Here is a 16779-nt window from a genome sequence, read left to right as displayed (position 1 = left end):
GCCACCCGGCAGCAGCAACCTCAGTTCTGCAACACGGACGACACCAGAAGCTGGGTGTACGGATGATGGGGATCGTCGAGCACGCGGTCGGTTAACCCACTTTCCACCACCTGGCCCTGCTTCATCACCAGCAGGCGGTCCGCCAGCAGGCGCGCGACGCCCAAATCGTGGGTGACAATCACCACTGCCAGGTTCAGCTCTACCACCAGGCCGCGCAGCAGATCCAGCAGGCGCGCCTGCACCGAGACGTCCAGCCCGCCGGTCGGTTCATCCATAAACACCAGCTTCGGATGGGTGACGAGATTGCGGGCAATCTGTAAACGCTGCTGCATGCCGCCGGAGAAGGTTGTCGGCAGGTCGTCGATACGCGAGGCGGGGATTTCCACTTCTTCCAGCCAGTGCTGCGCCGTGGCGCGGATGTTGCCGTAATGGCGCGCGCCGGTGGCCATCAGGCGTTCGCCGATATTGCCTCCCGCCGACACCTGACGGCGCAGGCCATCCATCGGGTGCTGGTGCACCACGCCCCACTCGGTGCGCAGCAGGCGGCGGCGCTCGGCCTCGCTCATGCCGTAGAGCGAGGCGCCCTCATACAAAATGTCGCCGTTCTGCGGCGTCAGGCGCGCGGAGATGGATTTCAGCAGGGTGGTTTTGCCGGAGCCGGACTCGCCGACGATCCCCAGCACTTCGCCCGGCCACAGCTCGAACGACACGTCGCTGAAGCCTTTGCCCGGCGCATACAGGTGGGTCAGGTGATTTACCGAAAGCAGCGGTTTCATTGGCCGTTCGCCTCGCTCTGTTGGCGGCAGAAATCGGTGTCGGAGCAGACAAACATCCGTTTGCCCGTGTCGTCCAGCACCACTTCGTCCAGGTAGCTGTGTTTGGATCCGCAGATGGCGCACGGCTCGTCCCATTCCTGCACCGTAAACGGGTGATCGTCAAAATCGAGACTTTCCACGCGGGTGTACGGCGGTACGGCGTAGATGCGTTTTTCACGTCCGGCACCGAACAGCTGCAGGGCGGGCATCATGTCCATCTTCGGATTATCGAATTTCGGGATCGGCGACGGGTCCATCACGTAGCGCCCGTTCACCTTCACCGGGTAGGCGTAGGTGGTGGCGATATGGCCGAAGCGGGCGATATCCTCATACAGCTTCACCTGCATGATCCCGTACTCTTCCAGCGCGTGCATGGTGCGGGTTTCGGTTTCGCGCGGCTCGATAAAGCGCAACGGCTCCGGGATCGGCACCTGAAAAATCAAAATCTGATCTTCCGTGAGCGGGGTTTCCGGAATGCGGTGGCGGGTCTGGATCAGCGTCGCGTCTTCGGTTTTTTCGGTGGTCGCGACGCCCGTTACCCGCTGAAAGAAGGTGCGGATCGATACGGCGTTGGTGGTGTCGTCCGCGCCCTGGTCGATGACCTTCAGCACGTCCGCCTCGCCGATCACGCTGGCGGTAATCTGGATGCCGCCCGTCCCCCAGCCGTAGGGCATCGGCATTTCTCGGCCGCCGAACGGCACCTGATAGCCAGGAATCGCCACCGCTTTTAAGATGGCGCGCCGGATCATGCGTTTGGTTTGCTCATCCAGATAGGCAAAGTTGTAGCCGCTTAAGTTAGCCATGTTTGCGCTCCCGTTGCAGGCGTTTCAGCAGTTCCAGTTCGGCCTGGAAATCGACGTAGTGCGGCAGCTTGAGGTGCGAGACGAAGCCCGCGGCCTCGACGTTATCCGCGTGGGCCAGCACAAACTCTTCGTCCTGCGCCGGGCCAGCAACGTGCTCGCCGTAGTCCGGTGCCTGCAGGGCGCGGTCGACCAGCGCCATGGCCATCGCCTTGCGTTCGCCGAGGCCAAACACCAGCCCGTAGCCGCGGGTAAAGTGCGGGTCTTCATTTTCGGGCGCGACAAAACCGTTCACCATTTCACACTCGGTCATCAGCAGTTCGCCGACGTTTACGGCAAAACCCAGCTCTTCCGGCACGATTTCGACGTCGATATAGCCGCTGCGAATTTCGGCGGCAAACGGGTGGTTGCGCCCGTAGCCACGCTGGGTGGAGTAGGCCAGCGCCAGCAGATAGCCCTCGTCGCCGCGCATCAGCTGCTGCAGGCGGGACGAACGCGAGCACGGGTAAACCGGCGGCGTGCGGGTGATGTCATCCGGCTGCGCGCCGGAGTCCTCTTCCGCCTTCGCCAGACCCTGTTTCGCCAGCAGGCTGAAGACGTGCGGAGACGGTTCCTGTTCGGCGTCAGAGGTACTGAGTCGTGGCGCCTCGCCGTTCGCCAGCAGGGTAAAATCCAGCAGGCGATGGGTGTAGTCATAGGTAGGGCCGAGCCGCTGGCCGCCGGGAATGTCTTTATAAACGGCAGAAATGCGGCGCTCCAGGCGCATCTCCGCCGTGTTGATGGGTTCGCTGACCGCCAGCTTCGCCAGCGTGGTGCGGTAGGCGCGCAGCAGGAAGATGGCTTCCACGTTATCGCCGCTGGCCTGCTTGAGGGCCAGCGCCGCCAGCTCGCGGTCGGCGATACCGCCCTCGGTCATCACCCGATCGACGGCGAGATTAAGCTGCTGTTCAATCTGGGCGACGCTCAGCTCAGGGAGCTGTTCATCACCCCGTCGTCTGTGCGCCTGCAGCGCATGGGCGGCGGCGATCGCTTTTTCGCCCCCTTTGACGGCAACGTACATCAGCACACCTCCACGTGGGTGGTCCGCGGGATGGCCAGCAGGCGCTCGCCGCAGGTCAGGATCAGGTCAATGCCCAGCGGGAACGGGTGCGGGCGCTCGGTCAGCTCGTGAATGATGCACTCCGGCAGCTGCGGCGCGACCATGCGTTCGTCGGCGATGCCTGCGCCCGTCAGGCGCAGCATGCGGCCGCCGCTCAGGCTGGCGACCTGCAAAATCAGCGTGGCGCTGGTTTCCGGGGCGACGGCGGTGCCTTCGCTCAGGGCATTCAGCTGTTCATGGCTGATTTGTTCGTCGGCCACGGCAAAGATTGCCTGCTGCGGCTGTTCAACAAGCGGGGCGCCGGTGTGAAAACGCAGGTTCTGGTTGGCGATATCGTTCGACAGCGCGCCCGAAAGCCATACCGGGGTATCGTTATCGGCAAGCGTCAGCAGCACGCTGGTTGTCGCCAGGTTCAGCGGCAGCCAGCCCTGAGAGAGCTGGTGCAGCGAGACAATCACGCCCGGCTCGCTCATGGCCTTCAGCAGGCGACGGAAACTGTGTTGGGCATCCTGGACGGCCAGGGTAAAAGCAGGTTGAAGCGTCATGCGTTGTCTCCGCGAACGAGCGTAAAGAAGTCGACCCGGCTGGTATTTACTTCGGCCTGACGCGCGGCAAGGCGTGCGGCGCGGTCGGCCTCCAGCGGGGAAATAAGGGTTTCCATCAGCGTCTGGAAATGCGGTTGTTCCTGTAAAAGCGCGTCGATGACCGCGCAGCGCTCGGCGTGGGCTTTATCACGCCCCAGCACGTAGCCGTAGCCCAGCGTGCCGCTGTGCAGGCGGATCGCTGCGCGGGTGAGGGTGGCGTCCCCGGCGAAAAAGCGCTCGCCGGTACCGCCCATGCGCGCCTGGATCTGAACGAGGCCGATCTCCGGCGCGCGGAGGAGGTCGTACCCGGGAGCCAGGCTAAGGGCGTTCATGCGGGCAGAGAGCGCAGCAGGCTGGCTGTGGGCCAGCACGCGCATCCAGCGCTGTCGGGTGGCGGTGTCGAAGTGCATTCAGTGCTCCATGGTGAATTCGATCATGTCGGCGCGGGTCAGGCTGACGGAGTATTCCGTCGCGTCGATCTCGCCGTCACGGTGGTTGAGGGTGCGCACGCAGAGCAGCGGGGCCATATTGGGGATCTCCAGCACCTTGCTCTCTTTCGCCTGCGCGCGGCGGGCGCTGATGCGCGTCTGGGTGCGTTTCAGCGCAATGCCTGTCGCATTCTGGAGAAAATCATGTGGCGAACCGCTGGAGAAATTCTGCAGCACCGGCCAGAGGGTGAGATCCGCGAAGTAGTGATCGATCTGGCATACCGCCACGCCGTTGACCCGGCGCAGCGTGCGCAGGTGGATGACGTTGTCGCCCTCCTGAATACCCAGCGCGTCCGCCACGTGGCTGGAGGCCGGACGCAGCACCGAGAGCAGCTTTTCGCTGGTCGGGTGGCTGCCCTGATCCAGCAGGTTCTGGCTAAAGCGCGCCTGGGCGTTAAGCGGGTAGTCGAACGGGCGCATCAGCACCAGCACGCCCACGCCCTGACGGCGCTGCACCCAGCCGCGCTCGACCAGCTGGTCAATGGCGCGGCGCAGTGTGTGTCGGTTCACCTCATAGCGGTCGGCAAGCTGCTGCTCGGCAGGAAGGTAGTCTCCGCAGCGGTAGTGCGTGCGCAGCTCCACTTCGAGCTTTGCCGCGATCTCTTGCCAGCGGGTGGGGAAACTGGTCGGATGTCTGGATAGGTGCATAGAAAACAAAGCCTCGCTTCTCAGATGAAGTGCTTACGCAAACGTTGAGAAAGGAAATCCAGCAGGCTGACGGTGACGATGATGAGCACCATCAGGGCGCAGGTTTGCTGGAACTGGAAACCACGAATCGCTTCCCACAGGGTGACGCCAATCCCGCCTGCGCCGACCATGCCGACGACGGTGGCGGAGCGGACGTTGGACTCAAAGCGGTACAGGGAGTAGGAGATGAGTAACGGCATCACCTGCGGCAGGACGCCGTAGAGGATCTCTTCGATTTTATTGGCGCCGGTGGCGCGAATGCCTTCCACCGGGCCGGGCTCGATGGCTTCGACCGCCTCGGAAAGCAGCTTGGAGAGCACGCCGGTGGTGTGAATGAACAGCGCCATGACGCCCGCGAACGGACCGAGGCCGACGGCGACCACGAACAGCATCGCAAAGACCATTTCGTTGATCGCCCGACAGGCGTCCATCAGGCGGCGCATGGGCTGGTATATCCACCACGGCACGATGTTTTCAGCGCTCATCAGGCCAAACGGAATGGAGAGAATAACGGCCAGCGCGGTGCCCCAGACGGCGATTTGCAGGGTGACCGCCATTTCACTGAGGTAGTCCTGCCACTGGCTGAAGTCCGGCGGGAAGAAGTCGGCGGCGAAGGTCGCCATATTGCCCGCGTCTTTGAAGAGCAGCAGCGGATCCATTTCCGCGCCCTTCCAGGAGATAACCAGCACCGCCAGCAGGATGGCCCAGCTTATGAGCGAGAACCAGCTGCGCTTCGGAGGCGGGAGGGTGATGGTTTGCATGTGTTACTCCGCAGGTCTTTGTGTGCCGGATGGCGCTACGCTTATCCGGCCTACGATCCAAAATGTAGGCCCGGTAAGCGCAGCGCCACCGGGCGAAAAGCGTTACTGCACCGCTTTATTCACGCTGGTCATCGCGCCGAGCGCGGCGGTCAGGCGGTCGAGGTCTTCAAGCTGGGCCTGAATCGCGGCCACTTTGCTGGTCTTCTCCTCGTCCTTCAGGCCTTTGTTGTCCTTCACGCCCTGCATCTCTTTAAACAGCGCCAGCTGGCGAATCGGGACCAACTGCAGGTCGCTTGACGGGCGGAACGGTGCCCAGCCCAGACGTTCCAGAACTGCTTTCTCTTCCGGCGTTTTGCCATAGGTCATAAAGAAGTCGTACACCTTGTCCTTGGTGCTTTCGGACAGGTTTTTACGCCACACGATCGGGTCGCCGGGGATCAGCGGGGATTTCCAGATAACCTTCAGCTCTTTCAGCTTGTCCGGGGCGGAGATCTTCAGCTTGTCGAGGTTCTCGGTGTTGTTGGTGGCAACGTCCACCTGCTTGTTGGCCACGGCCAGAGCGTTGGTTTCATGGCTGGCGTTTACCGTGCGCTTAAAGTCGCTGGCGGAGGCGTTGTTTTTGGCGAAGACGTAGTAGCCAGGGACCAGGTAACCCGAGGTGGAGTTCGGATCGCCGTTGCCGAAAGTCAGCTCTTTGCGTTTGGCGAGCATGTCGTTGAGGTTGTTGATCGGGCTGTCTTTGTTGACGATCAGTACGCTCCAGTAGCCCGGGGAGCCATCTGCCGCGACGGTCTGGGCAAAGACCTGGCCGTTCGCGCGGTCCACCGCTTCCATGGCGGAGAGGTTGCCGTACCAGGCGATGTCCACTTTATTAAAGCGCATCCCCTGGATGATGCCCGCGTAGTCCGGGGCGAAGAAGGCGTTCACTTTGATCCCCAGCTTGGTTTCCATATCTTTCAGGAACGGTTCCCACTGAGGTTTCAGGTTCTGCTGTGATTCCGTCGAAATAATGCCGAAGTTCAGCGCTTTTTCCTGCTCTTCCGCATACGCCGGGCTTAACAGGGTGCTGAGGCTGAACATGCTGGTAAAGGCCAGCGCGGCAACGGCTTTGTAGCTCATGTACTTTCCTCGGATCGGGTTTAATTAAGCAGCCTGCGCGTTCTCTTCGACGCGGTTAATGCTGCGGTAGAGATGGTCAAAACGTTCGTTATCAAACTGATGGCTCGCGCCATCAAAGAACACGTGCCCCTGACGCAGGGCGACGATGCGTTCGCAATAGCGCAGGGCGTAATCCACCTGATGCAGCGTGACCACCACGGTAATGCCGTCGTTCTGGTTAATATCGCGCAGGGTCTCCATCACGATGCGGGCGGACTCCGGGTCCAGCGAGGCGATGGGTTCGTCAGCAAGAATGATTTGCGCTTTTTGCATCAGCGCGCGCGCAATCGCCACGCGCTGCTGCTGCCCGCCGGACAGGGTGGAGACGCGCTGGTGGGCGAAATGCGCCATGCCGACGCGGGTCAGCGCCTGTAAAGCTTCCTGCTTCTGGGAAGGGGTGAACCAGCGCAGACAGGTGCGCCAGAACGGGGTGCTGCCGAGCGCGCCAATCAGCACGTTCTCCAGCACCGTCAGGCGGTTTACCAGGTTGAACTGCTGGAAGATGTAGCCCGTCTGGGCGCGGCTCTTGCGGATATCGCTCGCCAGACGCCCGGCGCGCTGTACGGTATTACCCAGCAGCTCAACGTGGCTTTCCGGCGTTTTATCGCCGGTGATAAGCCCGCTCAAATGGCGCAGAAGGGTGGATTTACCCGAGCCGGAAGGCCCGAGAAGCGCCACCATGTCGCCCTGCCGGACGGTCAGATCAACGGCATGCAGAGCCTTGTTATGATTGAAGGTCTTGCTCAGTTTCTCGACGTGGATGACAGTTTGCATGTGCGGGGCCTCACGATAAATGTGGCCTCATGCTGGCGCATCAATGTGACATTTGGGTTAAGTGCAGGTTGCGGGAGTTTGAAGAGTTGAGCGGAGTTTGATGACAATCACCGTAGGCCCGGTCAGCGCAGCGCCATCGGTCGCTGTTGCCGGCTGCGCTGCGCGTGTCCTGCCTACGACGTTTGTTGCTTGACGACGTTAATCATCCACGGCACGCCGTATTTGTCGGTGACTTTACCGAAACCGTGCGCCCAGAAGGTCTCCTGCCACGCCATGTCGATGTTCCCGCCCGCGGCGAGGTTGTCGAACCAGCGCTTGCCTTCATTGACGTCCTGGGTGTCGAGAACCAGCGTAAAGCCCGCGTACTGCGCGTTGCTGCCGGGCGGCATCCCGTCGCTCATCATGATATCGCTGCCCGCAATGCGGACGTTGGAGTGGGCGATAGCCGAATCCGGAAATTGCATACCGGACGGACAGCCTTCATCGCTGTTATCGCTTTTTGGCATTTCGCCGAAGGTAATTTTATAGAGAAGTTCTGCGCCGACGGCTTGCTGGTAAAAGGCGGTGGCCTCAGCGCAGTTGCCGGCGAAAGAGATGTAGGGACTTAACGGCATAATCTTTACCTCACGTAAGAAAAGCCCGTTAAGTTTAGTTCTTTTTTTGTAGGCCGGATAAGCGTAGCGCATCCGGCAAAAGCGCCCGGTGGCGCTTCGCTTACCGGGCGTACAGGTGAAAAATCAGTTCTTTTTCACGAACTCAGATTTCAGTTTCATTGGACCGAAGCCGTCAATTTTGCAGTCGATATTATGATCGCCTTCAACCAGACGGATATTCTTCACTTTGGTGCCGATCTTCAGCATAGAGGAACTGCCTTTCACCTTCAGGTCCTTAACGACGGTAACGCTGTCACCGTCCGCCAGCAGGTTGCCGTTCGCATCTTTTACGATGAGCGCATCAGCATCCTGAGCCGGCTCGGCATCATTCCATTCATGAGCGCATTCCGGGCAGATGAACATGCCATTATCTTCATAGGTGTATTCAGAATTGCATTTTGGGCAGTGTGGGAGAGACATATCGGTATCCTCAAAAGTGTAAACGCGCTGGAAAGTGCCAGCTAAATGACGGCAGGGTGCCGAAAAAGGCGGCAAGTATAGCGCAAATCCACACCGTTGTCGGTGATATTGTGAATTAAAAAAGCTAAAAAGCGTATCGGGAGTGACACGTTCTGTCAGTCAGTTACGCGAAGCTTATGTCCATTAACACGGTGGGAAGAAATGACGATAAATATATCGAATATTTTATTGCAGCAAATTGCTACGCTCTGCCATTTCGGATAAGGTGAAGCGACACATTGTTATTTATCTCCGGACTTTGCTGCCATACATATCTTATGGCAGTGGTGCATTACCTCTCTTTTTAGGTGGGTAAATAATGGTGATATATCCTGAAGTTTCTTAAAAATGGGCTACGCTTTTTTCTTTTGGCTATCAGGCCTGGAGAAGAGTTCTACACGCCATGCAAGGATAGGGAATTATTCCTGATTATCTTCAATCAGTTATATTTCGGCGAACATGTTTTCCACACGTGATCATATAAGCCTGAACAACATAATTAAAACCAGTGGCTTAATAAAAGTAATAAATTTGCGTTAAGGAAAGGCTTTTATCATGCACACACAGACCATTTTTGAATTAAGCCAGGAAGCCGAGCGTTTGTTACAGCTTGCCCTGCAAAATCTTGATACGTTGAAATCAATGCCCACTGAGATGCTGGAGAGCACAGAGGCTGCTATTACTGGCGAAACAAACAACGTTTTACCTTTGCATTTTAGCGCGCGCGGTGTCGACGCCCAGCAGGCGATGCTGAATAATGAATTACGCAAAATAACCCGGCTGGAAATGGTCCTGGCCATTGTTGGCACCATGAAAGCGGGGAAATCGACCACCATTAATGCGATTGTGGGTACCGAAGTGTTGCCGAACCGCAATCGTCCAATGACGGCGCTTCCGACGTTGATTCGCCACACGCCGGGTCAGAAGGAACCGGTGCTGCATTTCTCTCATGCCTCCCCGATTGATGAATTGATCCAACTGCTTCAGAAACAGCTCTGTGATTACGACCGCGGGAAGCTGGCTCAGCGTCTGGAAATTGATAAAGACATGAATACGCTGCTGGAGCGCATTGAAAAAGGGGAAGCGTTTGAGAAGCATCACCTGGGCGCGCAGCCGATTTTTCATTGTCTGAAAAGCCTCAACGATCTGGTGAGACTTTCCCAGGCGCTGGGTGTGGAGTTTCCGTTCTCTGAATATACGGCTATTGAACATATCCCGGTGATTGAAGTGGAGTTCGTGCATCTTGCGGGCCTGGATGCCCACCTCGGGCAGCTGACGCTGCTCGATACGCCCGGGCCGAACGAGGCCGGACAGCCGCATCTGCAAAAAATGCTCAGCGAGCAGTTGTCCCGCGCATCGGCGGTGCTGGCCGTAATGGATTATACCCAGCTTAAATCCATTTCTGATGAAGAAGTCCGCCAGGCGATTTCCGCGGCGGGAAAATCGGTGCCGCTGTATGCGCTGGTCAATAAATTCGATCAGAAAGATCGCAATAGCGATGATGAAGAACAGATTCGGGCGATGATCTCCGGCACCTTAATGAAAGGCAATATTTCGCCCGGTCAGATTTACCCCGTGTCGTCCATGTGGGCGTATCTGGCGAACCGCGCGCGCTATGAGCTAAGTTCGCATGGACGACTGCCGGATCATCAGGAGCAACCCTGGGTGCAGGATTTTGCCGAAGCCGCACTCGGACGTCGCTGGCGTACGGCGGACCTCGACGATATCGACCATATCCGACATTCTGCCGATTTGCTCTGGGAAGATTCGCTCTTCGAGCAACCGATACGGAAACTGATTTACGCCGCCTATGCCAATGCCTCGCTATACGCGCTGCGTTCGGCCTCGCATAAGCTTCTTAACTACGCGCAAAACGCCCGCGAGTATCTCGATTTCCGCTATCAGGGGCTGACGGTGGCCTTTGAGGCGCTGGAGCTGAATATCGCACGTCTGGAAGAGGACATGGCGCTTTTGCAGACGCGTCAGCGCGTGGTGAGCGATGAGGTGAAACACGAGGTTGAGGAAGCGCTGAACGCCACCGCAGACTTTATGGGATCCCAAAAAACCGCGCTTCACCAGGCGATTGACCAGGTGTTCAGCACGCCCCCGATTCTTGATTCGGCAGGCACCGAACGGCAGCAACTTCGCGGTGAGAGGGTGAAGCAGCTGGTGCTGGACGATGAAGGGCAGGCGCAGATTGCGCTGAGTAAATTACGCGCCTCCTGCGAGCGGGTGATGCTGGATGCCCAGACGAAGATCGGCCGGGAGCTGGCGTTACGCTTCGATCAGCTGGAGTCCACGCTGGCGCGTTCTCTTAACGAAGCCATGCGTCCCATCGAAACGCGTATTAAAGAGCATCTGAGCCATGCGGGTTTTCGGGCGCGGATCAGCTTCCCGGCGTTTCAGGCAAGCCAGCTTAACTTCAATACGCGAGCGCTGTTTAACGATGCGATTGCGCAGGACGACAGCCAGGCCGCCCCGCCTTCCGGCGGGAGCAGCATGCGCGAAACGGTCTCTCGCTGGCTCAATAATCCTGGCTGGGGCTGGGACGAGTATGTGGAAACGCGCACGCGCTATGTTATCGACATTGCGCAGCTACATGACAAATTTAAGCAACATATTGATCAGTTTTGTGAACAAATACGTAAAGCTTTGTCCGCGCAGGTCGATGTCTCTGTTACGGCAGGAATGGCGACGTTCTTTGCAGAATTTTCGTTGTGCCTGACCGGGTTACAGGAAAGCTTGCGTGATAGCCTCGCAGTGCGTCAGCAAAATGAGCACTCAACCCGAGCGCTCTGCCAGTTGTTGAAGCAAAGCATCACTACTGCGACGTGGATACAGGAAGATACCCGACTGTTACGCGATGATATTCAAACTCTATTCGCGGCAGAGCAACCATGACAACACCACTACTGGACGGCCCCGGGCGAACGCTGGAGTGTATTAATCCAAAATTTATGGTCGATCTGGTGCAGGGGGGAGACGCGGCGCGTCATCCTCGCCTGGGACCACAGCAGCTGCAGTTTCGCGAGCGTTTGACGCAGGAAATCATGACGCATACCCGGCTACGCCCCTGGGCGATGGCGGGGATGCTCAATGAAAATGCGGCGCTGCGCCTGGGGCTGGCGGAAAAGCTGGCCGGGATGCTTGATCCGGGCCATCTCGCGCTGACGCTGATGGCAGAGAAGCTGATTGCGCTGCGTCAGCAGACTCACCCGCGCACCCTGCAGTCTCCCGGACTGACGCAGCAGTACGCCGATCTCGTGTCTCATTTTACCCAACGCGCAGCCTGGAAAGAAAAGGCGCTGACCCAGCGCGGGCTAACGGTGCAGGCGGGTGAGCACAGCGAGCAAATTTTTACCCGCTGGCGGGCCGGACATTATGATGGCTGGTCGCTGGCCGGGCGCTGTTTTATCGTTCTGGAAGAACTGCGCTGGGGAGCATTTGGCGACGCATGCCGCCTCGCGAAAGAAGATGTGGCGGCCATGCTTAAGGATAACCTGCGCAGCATGGCGGCTAACTATCTGGCGCAGGGCATTAATGCCTCACCCACGACCCGCCATTTTTATCACCAGTGGCTGACTGCGCCTGCTTCTCCCGGATCGATCGATCATAAAGACATGCTGGGCTGGCTGGGGGACTGGTGTCAGGCGGATAAGCATCCGGTGAGCTGGTCAGTGACGCAAAACTGGCAGACCGTCGCGCTGGGGATGCCGAGGCTCTGTTCGGCAAAACGGCTGGTGGACGGGATGGTGGAAGAGATTTTTGGGTAAATCCCTTACCCCTCACCCTCTCCCCGCAGGGAAGAGGGGAGGGTTTGGTACGGTGTGTTAATGGCGGAGTTCGACCGCTTTTCGTTCGATATTCTGCTCGGGAGCATTGGCGTAGCGTTTCGCATATAGCGCCGTGATGATCGGCACCAGTAGCGCAGTGACAATCACGCTGGCGGCAACCAGCGCCGTCGCTGAAGCGGCTACCGGTTCGAAGGCCGGGTTAATCTGGGCAATAATCACCGGGTTGGCGACGGCAGCGCCTGCGGCTGAAGAGGCGGCGACGCCCGCCGTGCCGTTTCCTCCCCCGATCACGCGGTCGGCAACGATCAGCGGAATACCGGTAATGACGATTACGGCGACACCCAGCACAATACCCAGCAGGCCGGTATCAAGGATAACCTTCAGGTTGATGGTGTTCCCCAGCGCGAAGCCGAAGAACGGGATCAGCACCGGCGTGGCTTTGCTGAAGAAATCACGCAGATCGTGATCGAGGTTGCCAAGGGCAAAGCCGATCAGGAAGGGCAGGATTGCGCCGACAAAGTGGTGGGGTTCAAAAGAGGCCAGGCCAGCTGACCCCAGGATCAGCATCGTCATCAGCGGGCCTGATTCGAGAGACATCAAGACAAATGCGCCGGACTCTTCTTTCGTCCCGTACTGGTTCATCAGGCTGGCGTACAATCCGCCGTTAGTCATATCCATCGCGGAGACAATCGCCAGCACCGATAACCCCGCGAAGAACCCGGTCTGAATTCCATTCTCCGGGATGAACATCGCGCATATCATCGCCACCGCCCAGGCTACCGCTATTTTGGTTATTACCAGCGTGCCGGATTTCCGTAATACGGTACCGGTCGCCCGCAAATTAATGGATGCACCGATACAAAAAAACCAGACGGCAAGAATTGGAACCGTGCCCGTTATCATGCCTTTTGTGAAACCACCAAAATAAGCCCCGGTATCAGGGGCAAGGGTATTCAGGATGGCGCCCAGCACCAGCGGAACCAGCATCATACCGCCGGGTATGCGTTCTATCGTGGCTTTAATCTTCATGGACAATCCTCACATCTGACCCCGCAGGACGGGCGTTCGGTGTTAAAAATTAGTCAATAAATTCAATTGATTGGCATTTGTTTTTGAGTGGCGTTTCTCGATAATCCCGCCAGGAAAATAAATGTTTTCTCTCGGTTAACTTCATTGGAAAACACATGAAATGCTGTATTCGGATTTATCATGCGATCATTGGAATATTGATTCAATCAAAATAAAACATCGTTTTAGTTATCTTTGTCACATATTCAATGTAAAACTATCGGCGGCTTCCTGATGAAGAAAATTTATGTAAATTGAATGTGAGTAAACGTGGTTTGTTTTTTTGTTGCGAAAGAACTCATGACGTGCGTGAGAGAGCTCACGAGGCGGGGATGAGAAAGGGCTTATTTGCACTGATTGACAAATACTGGACTGAGTTGACCTGATGCTGAAATATGTGTGAAGTTGATCACAAATATAAACGCTGGTAGGGTAAAAAGGTCATTAACTGCCCAGGCAGGCGTCAACAGGTTCGGTTGTATCGACGTAAAACGTCAATGTAAGTAAACCTGCTACGCTTGAATAAGGCGATTCGCATGGAGCGGATCCCATGGTTCACAGAACGCACGCTGGACTGTGAAACAGACAGGGCCGAGTCAACGAGGATAGCTATGCTGAGAAGGAAAAAGATTAAACCCATCACGCTTCGCGACGTCACCATTATTGATGACGCCAAACTGCGTAAAGCGATTACCGCAGCCTCGCTCGGTAATGCGATGGAATGGTTCGATTTTGGTGTCTACGGCTTTGTGGCCTATGCGTTAGGTAAAGTGTTTTTCCCCGGGGCCGATCCCAGCCTGCAGATGATTGCGGCACTGGGTACGTTCTCCGTTCCCTTCCTGATTCGCCCGCTGGGTGGTCTGTTCTTCGGTATGCTCGGTGATAAATATGGTCGTCAGAAGATCCTGGCTATCACCATCGTCATTATGTCGATCAGTACATTCTGTATCGGCCTTATACCGTCTTACGCCACTATCGGCATTTGGGCACCGATTCTGCTGCTGATCTGTAAGATGGCACAGGGCTTCTCCGTGGGCGGTGAATATACTGGCGCCTCGATCTTCGTTGCCGAGTATTCTCCTGACCGTAAGCGCGGGTTTATGGGAAGCTGGCTGGACTTCGGCTCCATTGCCGGTTTTGTCCTGGGCGCGGGTGTGGTGGTCCTGATTTCAACCGTAGTGGGGGAAGAGAACTTCCTCGACTGGGGCTGGCGTATCCCATTCTTCCTGGCACTGCCGCTGGGGATCATTGGCCTCTACCTGCGTCATGCGCTTGAAGAGACGCCTGCGTTCCAGCAGCACGTTGATAAGCTGGAGCAGGGTGACCGCGAAGGGCTGCAGGACGGTCCGAAGGTATCGTTCAAAGAGATTGCCACTAAGCACTGGCGAAGCCTGCTGGTCTGTATCGGTCTGGTGATCTCCACCAACGTGACCTATTACATGCTGCTGACCTACATGCCGAGCTATCTGTCGCATAACCTGCACTACTCGGAAGATCACGGTGTGCTGATCATTATCGCCATCATGGTGGGTATGCTGTTTGTGCAGCCGATTATGGGCCTGTTGAGTGACCGCTTTGGTCGTCGACCGTTCATTATTCTGGGAAGCGTTGCGCTGTTTGCCCTCGCCATCCCGGCATTTATTCTGATCAACAGTAATGTACTGGGGCTGATTTTTGCCGGTCTGCTGATGCTGGCGGTGATCCTTAACTGCTTTATCGGGGTGATGGCCTCAACGCTGCCCGCGATGTTCCCGACCCATATTCGCTACAGCGCGCTGGCCGCGGCCTTCAACATCTCGGTGCTGATTGCCGGTCTGACCCCGACGCTTGCCGCCTCGCTGGTGGAGAGCACGCAGAACCTGATGATGCCTGCTTATTACCTGATGGTGATCGCGGTGATTGGTTTGATTACCGGTATTACCATGAAGGAGACGGCGAATCGCCCTCTGAAAGGCGCAACGCCTGCGGCATCGGATATCCAGGAAGCGAAAGAGATCCTCCGTGAGCACTACGATAATGTAGAGCAGAAGATTGAGGATATTGACGCCGAGATTGAAGAGCTGCAGAAAAAACGTTCCCGACTGGTGGATCAGCATCCACGCATCAATGAGTAACAAAAAACCCGCCGCTGGCGGGTTTTCTTTTATTAGCATCCTGCGGCGATGTAGTCGCCATTGGCGCTGATGGGGATCACCGTCAGGAACAGCACCGTCGCGAACAGGATCAGGACTATCCCTCCGGCAATTTTGACGGCCGGCACCAGCCATTTTAACGAGGCGCTTTCTCCGAACCAGGCCACCGTGCGTTCGCGGGCGTAACGTACAGCCAGTGAAAGCCCCATAATAGAAAGAGCGGTTCCCAGCGACATGGTCATGACTGCGGCCATCCCCCAGGTTACGATGCCCAGCGCGTTGGAGAACATCAGGATCATGATTGCCCCGCTGCACGGGCGTGCGCCGATCGCCAGAATTACGCCCAGACGGGTTTTCCAGTCGCCCTGCGTCAGGTCTGCACCTACGCCGTGATGGCCGCAGCCACAGTGTTCGTCGTGCTGATGAAGCGGCTTAATGGCAGAGACAGACATCCTGCGCGGGCGCAGACTCTTCAGCGCCTGGTAAATGACGAATGCGCCGAATGCGCCAATAAGCACTGCGCTGACCTTCTCCACATACCAGCGGCTGGTACTGATATCCCCTGAGGCGAGGTTAAACCCTACCGCCAGGATAAAGACAAACAGAATGGCGCTGACGCCCTGCATCAGGCTGCCCAGGAAGGGGACGACCCGGGCGGCCAGCTCGCTTTCCTTATTGGTAGTCAGATAGGTCGTCACAATGAATTTTCCGTGCCCGGGGCCAATGGCATGGAGTACGCCATAAAGGAAAGCCCCCGTTAACAACCATAATCCGCCGCTGTACTGGTGGTTATTCAGCTGCAGCAGGTACATCACCAGATAGCGGTGCAGGGTAATTTGCGTGGCGAGACACCACTGGATAAAGGCGTTCCAGTGCGCATGCAGGGTAAAACCGGCAAAGAGAATTGCCAGCAGCATCAACCCAGCGGTAGGGAGACGCCAGTCACGGGTGAGGCGTTGTGTGGTCATGAAGCGGCCTGCACAGAGAAGAGTATTTGCCGCCAGTATAGTTGATCTTGCCGCTCAGTTCGTGGGATCGCATTGGGATCCGTGCAGAATTGTGGATAACTTTGTGCATAAATGGGTATAAGGCGGGGTTTTGCTGGGGAATGCAGCAGTCAGTCATTTTTTTGCAACTTTTCGGTTGCGGTCGTTCGCGAACTCCCTATAATGCGCCTCCATCGACACGGCGGATGTGAATCACTTCACAGACAACGCGGTCGGTTGAAGAGAAAAAATCCTGAAATAACGGGTTGACTCTGAAAGAGGAAAGCGTAATATACGCCACCTCGCAACGGTGAGCGAAAGCCGCGTTGCACTGCTCTTTAACAATTTATCAGACAATCTGTGTGGGCACTCAAAGTGACATGGATTCTTAATGTCTTCGGACAATAAATGAATACCAAGTCTCTGAGTGAACATGCGTAATTCATTACGAAGTTTAATTCACGAGCATCAAACTTAAATTGAAGAGTTTGATCATGGCTCAGATTGAACGCTGGCGGCAG

The 16779-nt window shown here is 57.0% G+C and carries 16 protein-coding genes; 3 read left to right on the top strand and 13 right to left on the bottom strand.

Going from position 1 to position 16779, the window contains the following annotated elements:
- Positions 1 to 20: 20 nt before the first annotated feature.
- From phnK to FHC52_RS11575, 11 genes are all read right to left on the bottom strand, one after another.
- On the bottom strand, positions 21 to 776 hold the full coding sequence (phnK, locus tag FHC52_RS11625; RefSeq protein ID WP_008500057.1) for a phosphonate C-P lyase system protein PhnK: 756 nt from the start codon (positions 774 to 776) through the stop codon (positions 21 to 23).
- Complete coding sequence (locus FHC52_RS11620; protein ID WP_095429364.1) at positions 773 to 1618, bottom strand: alpha-D-ribose 1-methylphosphonate 5-phosphate C-P-lyase PhnJ; 846 nt, start codon at positions 1616 to 1618, stop codon at positions 773 to 775. The genes phnK and FHC52_RS11620 overlap by 4 nt, the downstream gene beginning before the upstream one ends.
- Positions 1611 to 2675, bottom strand: coding sequence for a carbon-phosphorus lyase complex subunit PhnI (locus FHC52_RS11615; RefSeq protein ID WP_021242918.1), 1065 nt, complete (start codon positions 2673 to 2675; stop codon positions 1611 to 1613). Before FHC52_RS11615 ends, FHC52_RS11620 begins: the two co-directional genes overlap by 8 nt.
- Positions 2675 to 3259 (bottom strand): phosphonate C-P lyase system protein PhnH, encoded by a 585-nt coding sequence (gene phnH, locus FHC52_RS11610; protein ID WP_008500060.1) that lies wholly within the window; start codon positions 3257 to 3259, stop codon positions 2675 to 2677. Before phnH ends, FHC52_RS11615 begins: the two co-directional genes overlap by 1 nt.
- Positions 3256 to 3708, bottom strand: coding sequence for a phosphonate C-P lyase system protein PhnG (phnG, locus tag FHC52_RS11605; RefSeq protein WP_021242917.1), 453 nt, complete (start codon positions 3706 to 3708; stop codon positions 3256 to 3258). Before phnG ends, phnH begins: the two co-directional genes overlap by 4 nt.
- Positions 3709 to 4434 carry a phosphonate metabolism transcriptional regulator PhnF gene (gene phnF, locus FHC52_RS11600; RefSeq protein WP_220420079.1) on the bottom strand — a complete coding sequence of 242 codons (726 nt, stop codon included), beginning with the start codon at positions 4432 to 4434 and terminating at the stop codon, positions 3709 to 3711. It abuts the gene before it with no gap.
- Between the two features lie 20 nt (positions 4435 to 4454).
- Positions 4455 to 5234 (bottom strand): phosphonate ABC transporter, permease protein PhnE, encoded by a 780-nt coding sequence (gene phnE / locus FHC52_RS11595; RefSeq protein WP_021242916.1) that lies wholly within the window; start codon positions 5232 to 5234, stop codon positions 4455 to 4457.
- A gap of 102 nt (positions 5235 to 5336) precedes the next feature.
- On the bottom strand, positions 5337 to 6353 hold the full coding sequence (gene phnD / locus FHC52_RS11590; protein ID WP_220420078.1) for a phosphonate ABC transporter substrate-binding protein: 1017 nt from the start codon (positions 6351 to 6353) through the stop codon (positions 5337 to 5339).
- 24 nt (positions 6354 to 6377) lie between these two features.
- Entirely contained in the window at positions 6378 to 7166 is a 789-nt protein-coding gene (gene phnC, locus FHC52_RS11585; protein WP_021242914.1) for a phosphonate ABC transporter ATP-binding protein, read from the bottom strand.
- A 173-nt stretch (positions 7167 to 7339) separates the two neighbouring features.
- Positions 7340 to 7780 (bottom strand): VOC family metalloprotein YjdN, encoded by a 441-nt coding sequence (yjdN, locus tag FHC52_RS11580; RefSeq protein ID WP_126289035.1) that lies wholly within the window; start codon positions 7778 to 7780, stop codon positions 7340 to 7342.
- 123 nt (positions 7781 to 7903) lie between these two features.
- Positions 7904 to 8239 (bottom strand): zinc ribbon domain-containing protein YjdM, encoded by a 336-nt coding sequence (locus tag FHC52_RS11575; RefSeq protein WP_008500067.1) that lies wholly within the window; start codon positions 8237 to 8239, stop codon positions 7904 to 7906.
- A 594-nt stretch (positions 8240 to 8833) separates the two neighbouring features.
- Here FHC52_RS11575 and crfC point away from each other — a divergent pair.
- The gene (crfC, locus tag FHC52_RS11570) at positions 8834 to 11179 is read left to right on the top strand and encodes a clamp-binding protein CrfC (RefSeq protein WP_021242912.1); all 2346 of its coding nucleotides are present in this window, start codon (positions 8834 to 8836) and stop codon (positions 11177 to 11179) included.
- A complete protein-coding gene (locus FHC52_RS11565) occupies positions 11176 to 12051 on the top strand; it encodes a diguanylate cyclase regulator RdcB family protein (RefSeq protein ID WP_008500070.1) in 876 nt (291 codons plus the stop codon). The genes crfC and FHC52_RS11565 overlap by 4 nt, the downstream gene beginning before the upstream one ends.
- A 57-nt stretch (positions 12052 to 12108) precedes the next feature.
- Here FHC52_RS11565 and kdgT read toward each other — a convergent pair whose 3' ends face one another.
- Positions 12109 to 13101, bottom strand: coding sequence for a 2-keto-3-deoxygluconate transporter (gene kdgT, locus FHC52_RS11560; RefSeq protein WP_008500071.1), 993 nt, complete (start codon positions 13099 to 13101; stop codon positions 12109 to 12111).
- A 650-nt stretch (positions 13102 to 13751) separates the two neighbouring features.
- Between kdgT and proP the strand changes: the two genes are divergently transcribed.
- Positions 13752 to 15254: a glycine betaine/L-proline transporter ProP gene (gene proP / locus FHC52_RS11555; protein WP_008500072.1), complete on the top strand. Its 1503-nt coding sequence runs from the start codon at positions 13752 to 13754 to the stop codon at positions 15252 to 15254.
- A 32-nt stretch (positions 15255 to 15286) separates the two neighbouring features.
- Here proP and FHC52_RS11550 read toward each other — a convergent pair whose 3' ends face one another.
- On the bottom strand, positions 15287 to 16240 hold the full coding sequence (locus FHC52_RS11550) for a nickel/cobalt transporter (protein WP_025912324.1): 954 nt from the start codon (positions 16238 to 16240) through the stop codon (positions 15287 to 15289).
- Between the last annotated feature and the right edge of the window lie 539 nt (positions 16241 to 16779).

Source organism: Enterobacter sp. EC_64 (assembly GCF_019584165.1).
In the GTDB taxonomy this organism is placed as follows: domain Bacteria; phylum Pseudomonadota; class Gammaproteobacteria; order Enterobacterales; family Enterobacteriaceae; genus Enterobacter; species Enterobacter roggenkampii.
The sequence above is the reverse complement of the archived record's forward strand: the minus strand, read 5'-3'. Positions and strand labels throughout refer to the sequence as shown.

What these genes read in the sequence shown, in the direction of transcription:
- phnK (WP_008500057.1), bottom strand. Translation starts at nt 776, where the DNA reads ATGAAACCGCTGCTTTCGGTAAATCACCTGACCCACCTGTATGCGCCG.
- phnG (WP_021242917.1), bottom strand. Translation starts at nt 3,708, where the DNA reads ATGCACTTCGACACCGCCACCCGACAGCGCTGGATGCGCGTGCTGGCC.
- phnD (WP_220420078.1), bottom strand. Translation starts at nt 6,353, where the DNA reads ATGAGCTACAAAGCCGTTGCCGCGCTGGCCTTTACCAGCATGTTCAGC.
- phnC (WP_021242914.1), bottom strand. Translation starts at nt 7,166, where the DNA reads ATGCAAACTGTCATCCACGTCGAGAAACTGAGCAAGACCTTCAATCAT.
- FHC52_RS11620 (WP_095429364.1), bottom strand. Translation starts at nt 1,618, where the DNA reads ATGGCTAACTTAAGCGGCTACAACTTTGCCTATCTGGATGAGCAAACC.
- phnH (WP_008500060.1), bottom strand. Translation starts at nt 3,259, where the DNA reads ATGACGCTTCAACCTGCTTTTACCCTGGCCGTCCAGGATGCCCAACAC.
- proP (WP_008500072.1), top strand. Translation starts at nt 13,752, where the DNA reads ATGCTGAGAAGGAAAAAGATTAAACCCATCACGCTTCGCGACGTCACC.
- FHC52_RS11575 (WP_008500067.1), bottom strand. Translation starts at nt 8,239, where the DNA reads ATGTCTCTCCCACACTGCCCAAAATGCAATTCTGAATACACCTATGAA.
- FHC52_RS11565 (WP_008500070.1), top strand. Translation starts at nt 11,176, where the DNA reads ATGACAACACCACTACTGGACGGCCCCGGGCGAACGCTGGAGTGTATT.
- phnF (WP_220420079.1), bottom strand. Translation starts at nt 4,434, where the DNA reads ATGCACCTATCCAGACATCCGACCAGTTTCCCCACCCGCTGGCAAGAG.
- kdgT (WP_008500071.1), bottom strand. Translation starts at nt 13,101, where the DNA reads ATGAAGATTAAAGCCACGATAGAACGCATACCCGGCGGTATGATGCTG.
- yjdN (WP_126289035.1), bottom strand. Translation starts at nt 7,780, where the DNA reads ATGCCGTTAAGTCCCTACATCTCTTTCGCCGGCAACTGCGCTGAGGCC.
- FHC52_RS11550 (WP_025912324.1), bottom strand. Translation starts at nt 16,240, where the DNA reads ATGACCACACAACGCCTCACCCGTGACTGGCGTCTCCCTACCGCTGGG.
- phnE (WP_021242916.1), bottom strand. Translation starts at nt 5,234, where the DNA reads ATGCAAACCATCACCCTCCCGCCTCCGAAGCGCAGCTGGTTCTCGCTC.
- crfC (WP_021242912.1), top strand. Translation starts at nt 8,834, where the DNA reads ATGCACACACAGACCATTTTTGAATTAAGCCAGGAAGCCGAGCGTTTG.
- FHC52_RS11615 (WP_021242918.1), bottom strand. Translation starts at nt 2,675, where the DNA reads ATGTACGTTGCCGTCAAAGGGGGCGAAAAAGCGATCGCCGCCGCCCAT.